Annotated in this window: 16 protein-coding genes and 1 riboswitch; of the genes, 14 read left to right on the top strand and 2 right to left on the bottom strand. The window is 57.9% G+C overall.

Annotation, left to right across the window (positions count from 1 at the left end; all coding sequences use genetic code 11):
• From J3348_RS04285 to J3348_RS04260, 7 genes are all read left to right on the top strand, one after another.
• Nucleotides 1-1,911, top strand: a complete 1,911-nt coding sequence (locus J3348_RS04285) for a bifunctional 4-hydroxy-3-methylbut-2-enyl diphosphate reductase/30S ribosomal protein S1 (protein WP_097775054.1) — start codon at nt 1-3, stop codon at nt 1,909-1,911.
• Between the two features lie 244 nt (nt 1,912-2,155).
• A complete protein-coding gene (locus J3348_RS04280) occupies nt 2,156-2,776 on the top strand; it encodes a GtrA family protein (protein WP_154258975.1) in 621 nt (206 codons plus the stop codon).
• Nucleotides 2,777-2,835: 59 nt separating this feature from the next.
• Nucleotides 2,836-2,970 (top strand): hypothetical protein, encoded by a 135-nt coding sequence (locus J3348_RS14365; protein WP_005944717.1) that lies wholly within the window; start codon nt 2,836-2,838, stop codon nt 2,968-2,970.
• 15 nt (nt 2,971-2,985) lie between these two features.
• Entirely contained in the window at nt 2,986-3,651 is a 666-nt protein-coding gene (gene deoC / locus J3348_RS04275; protein WP_005944715.1) for a deoxyribose-phosphate aldolase, read from the top strand.
• Between the two features lie 241 nt (nt 3,652-3,892).
• A complete protein-coding gene (locus J3348_RS04270; protein ID WP_207698385.1) occupies nt 3,893-5,068 on the top strand; it encodes a GGDEF domain-containing protein in 1,176 nt (391 codons plus the stop codon).
• A gap of 76 nt (nt 5,069-5,144) precedes the next feature.
• Nucleotides 5,145-5,243: riboswitch (SAM riboswitch) on the top strand.
• A 118-nt stretch (nt 5,244-5,361) separates the two neighbouring features.
• On the top strand, nt 5,362-6,516 hold the full coding sequence (metK, locus tag J3348_RS04265) for a methionine adenosyltransferase (protein ID WP_207698384.1): 1,155 nt from the start codon (nt 5,362-5,364) through the stop codon (nt 6,514-6,516).
• 459 nt (nt 6,517-6,975) lie between these two features.
• Entirely contained in the window at nt 6,976-8,118 is a 1,143-nt protein-coding gene (locus J3348_RS04260) for a ribose-phosphate pyrophosphokinase (protein WP_207698383.1), read from the top strand.
• Nucleotides 8,119-8,190: 72 nt separating this feature from the next.
• Here J3348_RS04260 and J3348_RS04255 read toward each other — a convergent pair whose 3' ends face one another.
• Together J3348_RS04255 and J3348_RS04250 are read right to left on the bottom strand one after the other, a co-directional pair.
• Nucleotides 8,191-9,525 carry an MATE family efflux transporter gene (locus tag J3348_RS04255; RefSeq protein WP_207698382.1) on the bottom strand — a complete coding sequence of 445 codons (1,335 nt, stop codon included), beginning with the start codon at nt 9,523-9,525 and terminating at the stop codon, nt 8,191-8,193.
• 20 nt (nt 9,526-9,545) lie between these two features.
• Entirely contained in the window at nt 9,546-10,460 is a 915-nt protein-coding gene (locus J3348_RS04250; RefSeq protein WP_207698381.1) for a pyridoxal-phosphate dependent enzyme, read from the bottom strand.
• A gap of 224 nt (nt 10,461-10,684) precedes the next feature.
• On the opposite strand from J3348_RS04250, the gene J3348_RS04245 reads away from it, so the two are divergent.
• The 7 genes from J3348_RS04245 to J3348_RS04215 all read left to right on the top strand — a co-directional run bounded on the left by J3348_RS04245 (nt 10,685) and on the right by J3348_RS04215 (nt 15,484).
• Nucleotides 10,685-11,065 carry a sigma factor-like helix-turn-helix DNA-binding protein gene (locus J3348_RS04245; protein WP_097775061.1) on the top strand — a complete coding sequence of 127 codons (381 nt, stop codon included), beginning with the start codon at nt 10,685-10,687 and terminating at the stop codon, nt 11,063-11,065.
• A gap of 24 nt (nt 11,066-11,089) precedes the next feature.
• Nucleotides 11,090-12,445 carry a signal recognition particle protein gene (gene ffh / locus J3348_RS04240; RefSeq protein ID WP_005944694.1) on the top strand — a complete coding sequence of 452 codons (1,356 nt, stop codon included), beginning with the start codon at nt 11,090-11,092 and terminating at the stop codon, nt 12,443-12,445.
• Between the two features lie 92 nt (nt 12,446-12,537).
• The gene (rpsP, locus tag J3348_RS04235) at nt 12,538-12,780 is read left to right on the top strand and encodes a 30S ribosomal protein S16 (RefSeq protein ID WP_005944692.1); all 243 of its coding nucleotides are present in this window, start codon (nt 12,538-12,540) and stop codon (nt 12,778-12,780) included.
• Between the two features lie 17 nt (nt 12,781-12,797).
• Nucleotides 12,798-13,031: a KH domain-containing protein gene (locus J3348_RS04230; protein WP_005934928.1), complete on the top strand. Its 234-nt coding sequence runs from the start codon at nt 12,798-12,800 to the stop codon at nt 13,029-13,031.
• Nucleotides 13,032-13,091: 60 nt separating this feature from the next.
• The gene (rimM, locus tag J3348_RS04225) at nt 13,092-13,628 is read left to right on the top strand and encodes a ribosome maturation factor RimM (RefSeq protein ID WP_005944690.1); all 537 of its coding nucleotides are present in this window, start codon (nt 13,092-13,094) and stop codon (nt 13,626-13,628) included.
• Between the two features lie 3 nt (nt 13,629-13,631).
• A complete protein-coding gene (gene trmD, locus J3348_RS04220) occupies nt 13,632-14,879 on the top strand; it encodes a tRNA (guanosine(37)-N1)-methyltransferase TrmD (protein ID WP_207698380.1) in 1,248 nt (415 codons plus the stop codon).
• A 341-nt stretch (nt 14,880-15,220) separates the two neighbouring features.
• Nucleotides 15,221-15,484 carry an HPr family phosphocarrier protein gene (locus J3348_RS04215; protein WP_005920365.1) on the top strand — a complete coding sequence of 88 codons (264 nt, stop codon included), beginning with the start codon at nt 15,221-15,223 and terminating at the stop codon, nt 15,482-15,484.
• The last annotated feature ends 45 nt before the right edge of the window (nt 15,485-15,529 follow it).

The raw sequence follows: 15,529 nt of genomic DNA, 5'->3' as shown, positions 1-15,529 counted from the left end.
ATGGAGATCCGAGTTGCCAAAACGGCGGGGTTCTGCTTTGGTGTCAAGCGGGCGGTGGATCTGACCTATGGCCTGCTGAACGAAGGCTGCAAGGTGGCCACCCTCGGCCCGCTGATCCATAACCCGCAGGCTGTGGAGGATATGCAGAAAAAGGGTGCCCTTGTGGCGGATGCCATCGCCGATGTGCCCGCCGGGTACGAGGTGGTCATCCGCAGTCACGGCGTGCCGCGCACCGTGTACGACGAGCTGGACGCGCGCGGCATCACCTACCATGATGCCACCTGTCCCTTCGTGCAGAAGATCCAGCGCATTGCCGCCGAGGCCGAAAAGGCGGGGGCGGTGCTGCTGGTGGCAGGCGACAAGACCCATCCGGAGGTGCAGGGGATCGTGGGCCACACCCGCGGAGAGGTGTTCGTTTTTGCCGATCTGGCCGAGTTGAAGGCATGGAAAGGCCCCTCTGACCCGCAAAAACCCCTGTTTGCAGTTGCACAGACCACATTTCAGGTTACAAAATGGCAAGAAAGTTCGGAGTTTCTCAAAAAAGCCTATACAAACGCCCGAATTTTTGATACAATATGTAATGCGACGTGGGCGAGGCAACAGGAAGCGGAAGACCTCAGCCAAAAATGCGACATCATTGTTGTCATTGGCGGTCATCATTCTTCCAATACCCAAAAGCTGGTACAGGTCGCCGCAAAACACACGCGTGCCGTAACGGTCGAGACAGCGAGCGAACTTCGGCCGGAATGGTTTGCAGATGTTAAAGTGGCGGGCGTGACAGCCGGGGCTTCAACGCCATCGTCTATTATTGAGGAGGTACTTAACAGTATGAGCGCAGAAATCAATGACAGCATGAGCTTTGAGGAGATGCTGAATGCATCCGAGGAAAAGCGTGTTCATGCAGGCAGTATTGTGAAAGGAATCGTGACCAGCATCTCTGCCAACGAGATCCAGGTGGATATCGGAGCGAAGCAGACCGGCTTTGTCAAGCTGAGCGAGCTGACCGATGATTCCTCCGCCAAGGTCGAAGACCTGGTGAAGGTTGGCGATGAGCTGGACCTCATCGTCGAGAAGGTTATGGATCAGGATGGCGTCATCCAGCTCTCCCGCAAGAAGCTCGCATCTCGCAAGGGCATGGAAGAGATCGCTAAGGCCGCTGAGTCCGGCGAGGTCGTCGAAGGCGATGTCACCGAGTTCAACAAGGGCGGCGTTGTGGTCAACGTCAAGGGTGTCAAGGTGTTCGTTCCTCGTTCTCAGGCTACTATGCGCCGTGATGAGGACTACACCGCTCTGGTTGGCCAGCACGTTCAGCTGGTTGTCACCGAGTGCTCCGGCCGCAAGATCGTCGGCAGCATCAACAAGGTGACCGCTGAGCAGAACAAGGCAAAGCGTGAAGAGTTCTGGGCAAACGTTGAGGTGGGCAAGACCTACACCGGCGTTGTCAAGAGCCTGACTTCTTACGGTGCATTCGTCGATATCGGCGGTGTGGACGGTCTGTGCCACATCAGCGAGCTGAGCTGGAACCGCATCAAGCATCCCTCCGAGGTCGTCTCCGTTGGTGACACCATCGAAGTGTATGTGAAGGACATCGACACCGAGAACCACAAGGTCTCTCTGGGCTACAAGAAGGCCGAGGACAACCCCTGGGAGCAGCTGAAGAACAACTACCCCATCGGCAGCACCTTCCATGCTCCGGTCGTCTCCCTGACCAAGTTCGGTGCATTCGTCCGCATCCTGCCGGGTGTTGATGGTCTGGTCCACATCAGCGAGATCAGCAATGACCGCGTTGAGAAAGTCTCTGACGTACTGAAGGTCGGCGATATGGTCGATGTGAAGCTGCTGGATGTCGACTTCGACAAGAAGCGCATCAGCCTGTCTATGAAGGCCCTGCTGAACGACGACGCTGAGTAATCAGCCTTTCGTTCGGAAGAAAAGCTTCTGACACAATGCGATCAACAGCCCCGTTGCCGGGAAAACGGCGGCGGGGCTGTTTTTGTTAAGGAGAGAACCCTCTCAGTCACCTGCGGTGACAGCTCCCCCGAAGGGGAGAGCTTTTGGCAAAAGAGGGCAGGCTCGCCGCGCCCGCAATAAAACCTCGCCCTTCGGGAGAGGTGGACGCGAGCAGCGCGAGCGGACGGAGAGGGTTTGACGAACTATGATAAATTTTTTCAAGAAACACTGGGAAGTGCTGAGCTATCTGGTTTTCGGCGTGCTGTGCACCCTGCTGAACATTGTGCTGTATGCGCTGTTCAACAAGCTGTTTGGCTATACAGCCGCCAACAGCTGGGGCAATGTGCTGGATAACATCATCTGCATCCTGTTTGCCTACTGCACCAACCGCGCCTTTGTGTTCCGCAGCAAAACGCAGGGCAAGGCCATGGCGAGGGAATTTGGTGCATTCGTCACCTGTCGTCTGGGTACAATGCTGCTGGACACTGCAATTATGCTGGTGCTGGGCAATCTGCTGGCTGCGCAGGGTGCAGCGCTGATGGACGAGCTGATGCAGGGGGTGCTGAGTGTGGTGGCCCACTGGCTTGGCCCGGATACGGCCATCCAGATGGCAGCCTCCTATGCAGGCACACCGGCGGGGGTCACGGATGGCTCTGCCGCCATTGCCGTCATCGGCGGTGCAGACGGCCCCACGGCGATCTTCGTTACCAGCCGCTACAATGCGCAGGCACTGTGGGGCCTTGCCGTGAAGGTCTTTTCCAATGTACTGGTGATCGTGCTGAACTATGTGTTCAGCAAGCTGATCATCTTTAAAAATCGCAAGTGAGATATTTTCTCCGCCGCAGGCGGAGAAAATATCCAATATAATTTAGGAGGTACGGTTTTATGAAGCGTGGTCTGAAAGGTTTTGCATTTCTGGTTTCCGGTCTGGTGCTGGGCATTATTGGTGCAACGGTCTCAGCAACTGCAATTGCCCTGAGTGCTGTCGGCATGGCAAAGGTGCGCCGTGCCAGCAAGTAAAAAGGAGAAACAAACATGACTCGTGAAGAAATTCTCTCCCATGTCGATCACACCCTGCTGAAGCCGGAGGCCACCTGGCCCCAGATCCAGACCCTGTGTGACGAAGCCATTGCAAACCACACCGCATCCATCTGCATCAACACCTGCTACGTCAGGCAGGCGGTGGAGTATATGGCGGGCCGCATCCCGGTATGCTGCGTGGTAGGCTTCCCTCTGGGTGCCATGGATACCGCCAGCAAGGCGTTTGAAGCCAAGACTGCCATTGAGAATGGTGCCGCCGAGGTGGACATGGTCATCAACATCGGTCGCCTGAAGAACAAGGAGTACGATGCCGTGCGCGAGGACATCCGCGCCGTGAAGCAGGCGGTGGGCGACAAGGTTCTGAAGGTCATCATCGAGACCTGCCTGCTGACCGACGAGGAAAAGGAAAAAATGTGCGATATCGTCTGCGAGGCAGGCGCGGACTACATCAAGACCAGCACCGGCTTCTCCACCGCAGGCGCAAACTTCCACGATGTGGAGCTGATGGTCAAGGGCGTGCATGGCCGCTGCAAGGTCAAGGCTGCCGGCGGCATTTCTACCGTGGAGGACATGGAGACCTTCCTTGCGCTGGGTGCTGACCGTCTGGGCACCTCCCGCGCTGTCAAAATTCTGAACGGCGAGCAGGCAAAGGGCTATTGATCTTTCTGCGAAAAAATGCAATTATAAATAATATTTCCGCAGAACAGAACCAGAGCGCACGCGGAGGCTGTTCTGGATCGTCTGGTTTTCCCAAGGGCCGCTGCACAAATTGCTGTGCAGCGGCCCTTTTTGATGCCAAGCCTTGCAAGCAGGGCGCGGCAGGGTATATAATACAGATAGATACTGTATAAAACAGGGGCTGTCTGCCTTATGGGATAAGGCGGGCAGGGGAGAAAATGCAATGAATATACCCGAGATCCTTGTGGCCAATGGCACAGGGGCGGTGCTGGTATGCTTTCTGTTTCTGCTGCGGGTGCGCGGCGAGAGTAAAAACAGTGTTGGAAGTGAGCTGTTCTGCCAGATGCTGGTGGTGACTCTGCTGGCACAGGCGACAGAGACGATCAGCTTTCTGCTGGACGGCGTGCCCGGCGCGGCAAGCCGATTCTGGCTGTACCTCATGAACACCGTCTGCACCGGCGCTGCCGTGAGCGTGGGCTTTGCGTGGTGTTTGTATGTGGACTTCCGGGTCTACCGCAGCACCGGACGCCTGCGCAGAAGGCATCTGTTCCTGGGCGCGCCGCTGCTGGCTGTTCTGGCGCTGCTGACGGCGAACCTTTTCGGCACAGGATGGATCTTTACCATCTCCGCGGACAACGTTTACCATCGCGGTCCGCTGAACAGTTTGCTTTACCTGCTGCTGTTCGGCTATTATGCCGAGAGCGTGTGGCAGGTGCATAAGGCCAAGCGCGATGGCGTTACGGTGGAGTTTTTCTCGGTGTACTACTTTGTGATCACCTGTGCGGTGGGCACGGTGCTGCAGGGTGCGTTCTACGGTATGGCCTTCGGCTGGCTGTCGGTGGCCATCGCCTTTGTGTTTGTGGACAGTCAGCTTCGCAGTCTGCGCAGCTATATCGACGAGCTGTCCGGCCTGTTTGGCCGCAAGTACATGAACTACTGTCTGGAGCGCATCCACGCCACGCAGGAGAAGGATGTTTACGGCATCATGATGGACGTGAACTGCTTCAAGGAGATCAACGACACCTACGGTCATGGTGCGGGCGACCGTGCCATTCAGGAGATCGGTCACATCCTGTCCGGGGCGCTGGCGGCAAACTCGGTAGCTATCCGCATAAGCGGCGATGAGTTCATGGTGCTGATCCGGCACGGCTCGGAGGAGATCCTGAATAAGATCTGTGCCGCCATCGAGCAGCGGGTGCAGCGCTATAACGCCGCCGCCCCGGCGGGCAGCTTTCAGCTGTCTTTCTCCACCGGTGTGGCAAAGTATGAGGGCGGCAGCGTGGAGAAATTTCTGGCGGAACTGGACGAGCGGATGTATGCGGAAAAGCGCGCCTTCCACGCCGCCCGGAACGGCCATGCCGTACCGGAGCAGGGGAACGCTCCATCAATTTCAGAATAATGTCTAAAAAGAGTGATACTCTTCTTGACAATCTGACGAAGCAATGATAGAATACTGAACGTACCAACTGAATACCGACTTATCAAGAGCGGCTGAGGGGACAGGCCCTGTGAAGCCCGACAACCTGCGCGTGAGCGCAAGGTGCCAAATCCTGCGGGAAACCGAGAGATAAGAGTGCAACGCTCAGAGCTTTCGGGCTCTGGGCGCTTTTATTTTTCGCGCAAAAAAGCTTGAACGGAATGTTGGAGCAAGAAATACACACCCTGCTGTAAAAACTTTAGGAGGCAAAACAAATGGCAAGACACCTGTTTACTTCTGAGTCCGTCACCGAAGGACATCCCGACAAGATCTGCGACCAGATCTCGGATGCCATTCTGGACGAAATTCTGACCCACGACCCCGATGCCCGTGTGGCCTGCGAGACCTGTGCATCCACCGGCCTTGTGCACATCATGGGCGAGATCACCACCAACTGCTATGTGGATTTCCAGAAGGTCGTCCGCAAGGTGGTGGCAGATATCGGCTACACCCGCGCAAAGTTCGGCTTTGATGCCGACACCTGTGCCGTCATCTCCAACATCGACGGCCAGAGCCCCGACATCGCACTGGGCACCAACGATCAGGTGGGCGGTGCAGGCGATCAGGGCATGATGTTCGGCTATGCCTGCGATGAGACCCCGGAGCTGATGCCTATGCCCATCAGTCTGGCTCACAAGCTGGCAAAGCGCCTGACCGAGGTGCGCAAGAACGGCGAGATGGACTATCTGCGTCCGGATGGCAAGAGCCAGGTCACTGTGGAGTACGATGAGAACAACAAGCCCGTGCGTGTGGATGCTGTGGTCATCTCCAGCCAGCACAGTGAGAGTGTCAGCATGGAACAGCTGCGCGCTGACGTGATGGAGAAGGTCATCAAGGCCACCATCCCCGCCGAGCTGCTGGACGAGAACACCAAGTATTACATCAACCCCACCGGCCGCTTCGTTGTGGGCGGCCCGCAGGGTGACACCGGCCTGACCGGACGCAAGATCATCGTGGACACCTACGGCGGCTATGCCCGTCACGGCGGCGGCGCCTTCTCCGGCAAGGACCCCAGCAAGGTGGACCGCAGCGCAGCCTATGCGACCCGCTGGGTGGCAAAGAACATCGTGGCTGCAGGTCTTGCCAAGCAGTGCGAAGTGCAGGTGGCCTACGCCATTGGCGTGGCAAAGCCTGTGTCCATCATGGTGGACACCTTCGGCACCGGCACCGTCTCGGATGAGAAGATCGAGCAGGCTGTGGAGAAGGTGTTCGACCTGACCCCCGCCGCCATCATCCGCGAACTCGACCTGCGCAAGCCCATCTACCGCAAGCTGGCCGCATACGGCCACATGGGCCGCGAGGATCTGGGCGTGAAGTGGGAGAACACCGACCGCGTGGATGCCCTGAAGGCTGCGGTCGCTGCCCTGTAAGCGGAACACAAAGCACCCATCGCAATCATATAAAATAAGAAGGCATCTGCAACGATCGCTTCTGAGCTTCTGAAGCTCAGCAAATTTGCTGCAGATGCCTTTGTTTTTGCGGCTCTGCCGGGGAGGGCGAACGAGCGAAAACAGCAGCATCTCTGCTGCCCGGCACACTGCATTTTTATCTCCCGGAAGAGCGATCCCGGCAGACTGCTCAGACAAAGAAAAGTCTTACTTTTCCACGAAAATCGGCCGAAATTTGCGAAATGGCAAAGAATCGGCTGTCTTTTTGTCGAAAACACACATTCTCTTTGAGAAAAAAGAAAAACAGCTGTGCAAGGCGCAGAAAATCCTGACATGAAACAAATTGATATGGCAGAATCGACGAAATGTGATAAAATAAAACCAGATATGCGCTCTTGTGTGCATGATACGGATCGTAAACAGCAATAAGGAGTTATGACTATGTCTATTGAAATTTCCCCGAAGTCGTTCTTTGAGCAGCCCAGCGTGGCAGATATGCGGCTGATCTCCTGCCCCGGTGCAGAGGAACTGACCGGCCTGATCGACAAGCATCTGGTCCGTTGGGCCAAGGCTGCCGGAATTGACAAAGAGACCTTCATTATTCCTTGCGACTGCCCCCGCTTCCAGAGTGGCGATGCCAAGGGTCTGGTGAAGGAGTCGGTGCGCGGCGACGATATCTTCATCGTGGTCGATCCCGGCAACTACAGTGTGACCTACAAGCTGTTCAACTACGAGAACCACATGTCTCCGGACGATCACTTCGCCAACCTGAAGCGCCTGATCCAGGCAGTGGCCGGCAAGGCACACCGTGTGTCGGTCATTATGCCCAGCCTGTACGGCGGCCGTCAGCATCGCCGTGTGGTGCGCGAAAGTCTGGACTGCGCTGTGGCCCTGCAGGAGCTGCAGACCATGGGTGTGCGCAACATCATCACCTTTGATGCTCATGACCCCCGCGTGCAGAACGCTGTGCCGCTGATGAGCTTTGATAACGCAATGCCCACCTATCAGGTGCTGAAGAGCCTGCTGAAGAAGGACCCGGACCTCTCCTTTGATAAGAGCAAGTTTACCGTGGTCAGCCCGGACGAGGGCGCCATGAACCGCAACATGTACTTCTCCAGCGTGCTGGGCTGCAATCTGGGCATGTTCTACAAGCGCCGCGATTACACCCGCGTGGTGAATGGCCGCAACCCCATCGTGGCCCACGAGTATCTGGGCGAGAGCGTGGAGGGCAAGACCGTCTTCATCGCGGACGATATCATTGCTTCCGGCGAGAGCATGCTGGAGGTCGCCAGCAACCTGAAGGAGCGCGGCGCTGCCAACATCATCGCCAACGCAACCTTCCCCCTGTTCACCAGCGGTCTGGACAAGTTCGACAAGGCTGTGGCCGAGGGCAAGCTGACCTATGTTGTGGGCACCAACCTGACCTACCGTATGCCTGAGCTGCTCACCCGCGACTGGTATGTGGATGTGGATGTTTCCAAGTACGCTGCATACTTTGTGGTGGCTCTGAACCACGACATGTCTGTTTCCAGCATCATCGATCCGCTGAAGAAGATCGAGAATCTGCTGGCAAGCCGCAAGTAAGTTTAATACGAAAAAAGGCTCTGCATCCTTGCGATGCAGAGCCTTTTTCGTATCACAAATCAAATAAAACGATCATAATTCGTCTCCATGGCTGCGCAGATACCGAACCAGCATGGGCAGCTCGTAGAGCAGCATGACGACCCAGCCCACCGCATAGCTGTAAGGCAGAGCTTCGATCTCCATTTTCCACACCAGCACGAACACCGCAGCTGCCGCCACACGGAACACCATGTTGAAGGTGCTGGACACCAGCGTGACCTTCAGATCGCCAATGCCGCGGAAGAAGCCCTGAATGCCATTGGTGAAAGCAGGCATCAGGTAGAACAGGGAAACCGTGCGCAGGAAGCGCACGCCCAGATGGACGACCTCCGGGTCGGTGACGAACAGTTTCATGATAAAGGGCGCACCGGAAAAGCATACAACGGCGATCAGCACGCCGTAAGCGGCTTCAATGCGCATACCGCAGTGGAAGCCCTGTTTCACACGGTCGTGCTTGCCGGCACCCCGGTTCTGCGCCATGAGGGTGGTCATGGCGTGGCCGATGTTCTGCTGCGGGGTATAGGCAAAGTCGTCAATGCGGGAAGCAGCGGTAAAGGCAGCCATGGCGTTGACACCCATGGTGTTCACGATGGCCTGCACCGCGATCTTGCCAAGCTGCACGGTGGCTTGCTGCATGGCGCTGGCCCAGCCGTAGCTGACCGTTTTGCGCAGCAGCTTGCCGTCAAACACCAGCCAACGCCTGCCCAGCTGCAGGATGGGCACCTTCCAGCGGATGTACAGTACGCACAGCACGCAGCACAGTGCTTCGCTGACCACGGTGGAAAGGGCGCAGCCGTTGCTGCCCCAGTTCAGCACCTGCACAAAGAACAGGTCGCCGCCGATGTTCAGCACAGAGCTGATCATCAGGAAATACAGGGCACTCTTGCTGTCGCCCAGTGCACGCATGGTGGCGGCAAGAAAGTTATAGAAAAAGGTGAAGATCAGGCCTGCAAACACGATGCGCAGGTAGCTGACCGCAATGGGCAGGATATCGGCGGGCACCTGCATCAGCTGCAGCAGGGGCGTGGCCAGAATGACGCACAGCGCCGAGAATGCCAGCGAGAACACGGTGCCTGCAATGGCGGTGGTGGACACCTGACGCTCCATCAGCTGGGTATTACCGGCACCGAATGCGGTACTGACCAGAATGCCGGCACCCAGACACATGCCGTTGATAAACAGGATGGCCAGAGTCATGAGCGGGTTGGAGGTGCCGACGGCGGCAAGGGCTTCCTCGCCCACGAACTTGCCCACGATGATGCTGTCGGCGGCGTTGTAGGTGAGCTGGAACAGGTTGCCAAGTACCAGCGGAATGGTAAAACGGATCAGGAGCGGAGTAATGGCTCCCTTTGTCATGTCGTTTGTCATGGGAACTCTATGATTTCTCCTTATAACGTATTTACGATCTGCCGTCCGGGCAGGATGGCAAGGGCAGAGCGGCTGGCACCTACATGGATGAGCTGTGCGGCCGCCTGCAAAACGGCACCGGATGCCACCGAAGCCGGGATGGCATCGGTGCGCAGCACCTTTTGCGCGGCCCGCTGCGCGTCGGTGGTGTTCACCGCCACCACGTTGTCCACCACATAGGCGTTGAAGTTTTCCGGCATAAAGCCGTAGCCCAGATCGCTGATGCCGTGGGGGCCGGTCAGGCCGCCGCCCAGCGCCTGCGATTCGTAAGGCTCCACGGCGGCGATGCGCACATCGTTCGTCCATGCCTTGATGGTCTCGCCCACGCCGGTCACGGTGCCGCCGCTGCCCACGCCGATCACGATAGCGTCCACGGCGCTTTTGCCCTCCCGCGCGATGCTCTGCACAATGGCAGGGCCGGTAACGCGGCGGTGGTACTCCGGGTTATCATCGTTGGCAAGCCAGTCCATGTAGTACCAGCCGTTGGCGGCGGCGGTCTGTGCCGCCAGACGGCGGGCACCGTTCACACCGCTGCGGGCCGGGCTGTGGCGGATCTGCGCACCCAGCCGCAGCAGGGTCTCCTGCCGCAGGGCGGGGGCATCCTCCGGCATCACCAGAACCACCGGGTGACCGGCGGTCAGGCCCGCCAGCGTGAGCGCAGCGGCAAACGGGCCGGAGGCCGCTTCAATGATGGGCTGACCGGAGATCAGCTTCTTTTTTTCAATGGCAAGGGCCAGCATCCCTTCCGCAAGGCCGTCCCGGGCCGTGCCGGTGGGGCCTGCAAAGTCCAGATAGGCATACAGCCGTCCCTTCAGCCCGCAGGCGGCAGCATAGCCGCGCAGCTCCACGATGGGGCAGGCGCTGAGCGTCTGGTAAAAATTGGGGTAGATCGGCACGAAGACCCTCCTTTCATGGGATACAACAATATTATCCTAACGCAAAAGGACTGCGCGCGTCAAGATGCGTTTTAGCAAAAACGGCGAATTTTTGGCGGATTTTCTGGAAAAATCTCCGAAAGGCTCTTGACAGGATGCGGTGCATCTGCTATACTTCATCCGTAAAGCAAATGAACTTTACATCGCTTCTCGAAAGTACAGGCACAAAACCGGGGGATCAGAGGATGGCAAAAGATCTGGAAATGGGCTATCTGCTGGACTTTTACGGCGAGGTGCTCACCGAGAAACAGCGCGAAATGCTGCGCCAGTATTACAACGATGACCTTTCGCTGAGCGAGATCGGCGAGAACTTCGGCATCACCCGTCAGGGTGCGCGGGATGCCATCAAGCATGGCGAGAACGCGCTGAAGGAGCTGGAGGAAAAGGTCGGCTTTGCGGCGCGTTACCGCCGCGTGCAGCAGAAGCTGGAAGAGCTGGAGCAAATGGTGATCGATGCACGGTTCGAGTGCACCGGCCCGCAGGGCCTGACCACCACCGAGTACGAACACCAGCTGACCAAAATGTTAAAGCTCATCCGCTCCATCGACGAAGCGAACGAGAGCTGAAACCTGTGAAAGGAGCACCGTACAATGGCATTTGAATCCCTTACCGACCGCCTTGCCGGTGTGTTCAAAAAGCTGCGCGGTCACGGCAAGCTGACCGAGGCAGATATCAAGGCCGCGATGCGTGAGGTGCGCATGGCCCTGCTGGAAGCCGATGTCAACTACAAGGTTGCCAAGGACTTCTGTGCAAAGGTGTCCGAGCGCGCCATGGGTCAGGAGGTCATGGAGAGCCTGACCCCGGCACAGCAGGTGGTCAAGATCGTCAACGAAGAGCTGGTTGCCCTGATGGGCGGCAGCGAAGCGGCCCGCCTGAACATCAAGAACAAGGGCCAGACGATCATCATGCTCTGCGGCCTGCAGGGCAACGGTAAAACCACCCACGCCGCAAAGCTGGCAAAGTACTTTATCAAACAGGGCCGCCGCCCTATGCTGGTGGCCTGCGATATTTACCGCCCTGCGGCCATCGATCAGCTGCAGGTGGTGGGCAAACAGGCGGGCGCACCGGTGTTCACCCTGCCGGGCGCAAAGCCGCCGGAAATTGCAAAGAAGGCGCTGGCACACGCCAAGGATTACGGCAATGACATCGTGATCCTGGATACCGCCGGTCGTCTGCAGATCGACGATGTGCTCATGCAGGAGCTGGTGGACATCAAGGAAGCCGTTCCTGTGGACGAGACCCTGCTGGTGGTGGATGCCATGGCCGGTCAGGATGCCGTGAACGTTGCCAAGACCTTTAACGAGAAGGTAGGCATCGACGGCATCATCCTCACCAAGACCGACGGCGATACCCGCGGCGGTGCGGCACTTTCGGTGCTGGCCGTTACCGGCAAGCCCATCAAGTTCCAGGGCACCGGCGAAAAGCTGGACGATCTGGATGTGTTCCACCCGGACCGCATGGCAAGCCGCATCCTTGGCATGGGCGATGTGCTGAGCCTGATCGAGCGCGCGCAGGAGACGGCCGACGAAAAGGCTGCCGAAGAGACCGCCAAGCGGATGATGGAGAACAAGTTCGACATGAACGACATGCTGGACCAGTTCGCACAGATCCGCAAGATGGGCGGTGCAGGCGCGATGCTGAGCATGCTGCCCGGCGGCAGCGGCATCGATCCCAGTCAGGTCGATGAAAAGGCGTTCGACCGCATCGAGGCCATGATCTATTCCATGACCAAGGAAGAGCGCGAGAAGCCCTCCATCATCAACCCAAAGCGCAAGCGCCGCATTGCAGCAGGCAGCGGTACCACCGTGGCCGACGTGAACAAGCTGCTCAAGCAGTTTGAAATGATGCAGAAGATGATGAAGCAGTTCAAGAAAAGCCCCAAGGGCTTTGCCCGCCGCCTGGGCGGCATGATGGGCAACCCCAATGCCTTCCGCGGACTGAAATAATTTTTGTGATACAACCCCCTTGCGGGTTTGTACAATATAATCAACATGCGCCCGCAAGGGCCGCACAAAACAATTTTTGGAGGATATTTACCATGGCAGTTAAGATTCGTCTGCGCCGCGTTGGCGCCAAGAAGGCTCCCTTCTATCGTGTTGTTGTTGCTGACAGCCGCTTCCCCCGTGACGGCCGTTTCATCGAAGAGATCGGCACCTACGATCCCAACAAGGAGCCTTCCGAGATCAAGATCGACGCTGAGAAGGCAAAGCAGTGGATCGCCAATGGCGCACAGCCCACTGATACCGTTCGCGTCCTGCTGAAGAAGTCCAACGTTCTGTAAGTAGGGAGGGCTGACTCATGCAGGAGCTGTTGCTGGCAGTTGCCCGCGGTCTCGTGGAGGATAAGGAAGCCGTTAAGGTCACGGTGGACGAGCCTCGCGAGGACGGCACCATCGTCTACCACCTGAGCGTGGCAGAGGGAGATATGGGCCGTGTCATCGGCAAGCAGGGCCGGATCGCAAAAGCCATTCGTGTGGTGATGCGCGCGGCTGCTGTGCGGGTCGATGAAAAGGTCCTTGTTGAGATCGACTGAGCACCCTACAGGCCCTTTGCCCTTGCGGCAAGGGGCCTTTTTGATTATAGGAGCAAGATTATGCAGCAATATCTGGAAGCGGGCAAGGTCGTGACCACCCACGGCGTGCGCGGCGAAATGAAGCTGGAGCTTTGGTGCGACGGCGTCAACTTTCTGAAAAAGGTGGGCAGGCTGTACCCCTCGGCACAGGGCGGCAGGGCCTATAAGATCGTGTCCATCCGCGCACAGGGCCAGATGGCTCTGCTGCAGCTGGAAGGCGTGGACGATATGGATGCTGCCCGTGCGCTGCGGGGGCAGGTGTTCTACTTTGACCGCAATGATGCCACCCTGCCCGCAGGCCGCTGGTATGTGGCCGACCTGATCGGGTGCGAAGTGCGGGATGCCGACACCGGCAGGGTGTACGGCGTTGTGACCAGCGTGGATCACCCTGGTGCACAGGATATCTACACCGTCAAAGCACCGAACGGCAAGGAATACATGTTCCCGGGCGTGGATGCTTTTCTGAAAGAGCGCAACCCGCCGGAGGGCTATCTCCTCGTCACCCCCATTCCGGGCCTGCTGGACGATGACTTTGACAGCGAACGGGAGGAAGAGTGAGCCATGGGAATGCGTGTGGACATCGTGACCCTGTTCCCGGAAATGTGCCAGCAGGTGCTGGATGCCAGCATCATCGGGCGCGCGGCAAAGAAGGGCTTTATTGAGACCCACTGCCACCAGATCCGGGACTACACCCTGAACAAACAGAAGCAGACCGACGATTACCCCTACGGCGGCGGCTGCGGCATGGTGCTGTACGCTCAGCCCATCGCAGACTGCCTGCGTGCTGTGCAGCAGGAAGTGGCTTCACAGGGCCGTCCGGCCCCGCATATCGTGTTCCTGACGGCAGGCGGCCAGCGCTACACCGAGGAACACGCAAAGCGGCTGGCCCAGTACGATAACCTGACACTGGTATGCGGCCACTATGAGGGCATCGACGAGCGTGTGATCGATGCTTTTGCGGATGAAGAGATCTCCATCGGTGACTACATCCTCACCGGCGGCGAGCTGGCCAGCCTTGTGGTGGCGGACAGTGTGCTGCGCCTGAAGCCCGGCGTGCTGGCTGAGCAGAAGGGCTACGAGGAAGAAAGCTACTGGGACGGCCTGCTGGAGTATCCCCAGTACACCCGCCCCGAGGTGTGGGAAGGCCGCGCCGTGCCGCAGGTGCTGCTGGGCGGCGACCACCAGAAGATCGATGCATGGCGCGGGGAACAGAGCCGGGAGCGCACCCGCCTGCGCCGCCCGGAGCTGTACGAGAAGTGGTGTGAGACCCACCCTGTGACCGAGCTGCCCAAGTGGAAGCGCGGCGAGAACATGCGCCTTGTCAAGACCGACGAGCAGTTTGCTGCTGCCGCCCGCATCTTTGTGGAGGGCCGCCGCACCACCTGTGCCGAGAACTGGACCCCGGAATACTGTGCCAGCCTTAACGAGGAAGAATATCTTTTGCAGCTGCGGCAGGAAAAGGCCGCAGGCTGGGTGTGCTACCTGCACACCACCAAGGATGTGCCGGACGGCATCGTGAGCATCAACCACAAGGTGGGGCACATCGAACATCTGTTCGTCACTGAAAAAGCCCGCGGCAGGGGCATTGGCATGAAGATGCTGGACTTTGCCCGCAGGAAGCTGCCGGAGCACCCGCACCCGGTGCTGAGCGTGCTGAACACCAACACCCGCGCCATAGCGCTGTACACCCGCATGGGCTGGAAGCTGACCAGCGGCACCGAGCTGGAGTTCACGCCGGAGCAATATCCGGCTGTGGTGAAAAAGTGCGCGCTGGTCTGGATGCGGTACGAGGGCAGCACACAGAAGTAACTCCGGGCGGCAGCTGCAGGTGCATCGGACAGCGAAAAAGGCACGAAAATGGATGCTCGGACCGGAGGGTATGGTGCTGGAAACGCACAAAAACGGCCGAGATATTGCCCGATGGTCGAAAAAATGTTGAAAACTTTTGTATCTACCCTCTAACCTTCGGGGAATAATTTTATTATCTTTGTATAAATAATGAAAAATGGGCCGCTTTTCATTGGAGAAACCGCCAAAAATGCGCCGGGGGGCTGTACAACCGTTTCGACTTGCGCTAAAATAATCGTAACGCAACAGGCACAGGATACAGATTCTATACCCAAAACGATATTAGATAGGAGCGCTTTACTATGTACGTGAAAGAAGTTACCGTTGAAAATCAGGTTGGTCTGCACGCTCGTCCGGCTACCTTCTTCATCCAGAAGGCTAACGAGTTCAAGTCTTCCATCTGGGTCGAGAAGGAAGAACGCCGCGTGAACGCAAAGAGCCTGCTGGGCGTTCTGTCTCTGGGCATCGTGGGCGGTACCACCATCCGCATCATCGCTGACGGCGCTGATGAGCAGGCTGCTGTTGACGGCCTGATCAAGCTGGTGGAGTCCGGTTTTGCTGAGTAATTTGTGTCTATAAATGGAGCGGCGGGGGAACCTGCCGCTTTTTGT

The sequence above is a fragment of the Faecalibacterium sp. Marseille-Q4896 genome, assembly GCF_017377615.1.
Taxonomy (GTDB): Bacteria; Bacillota; Clostridia; order Oscillospirales; family Ruminococcaceae; genus Faecalibacterium; species Faecalibacterium taiwanense.
This window is presented reverse-complemented; position numbering and strand designations above follow the sequence as displayed.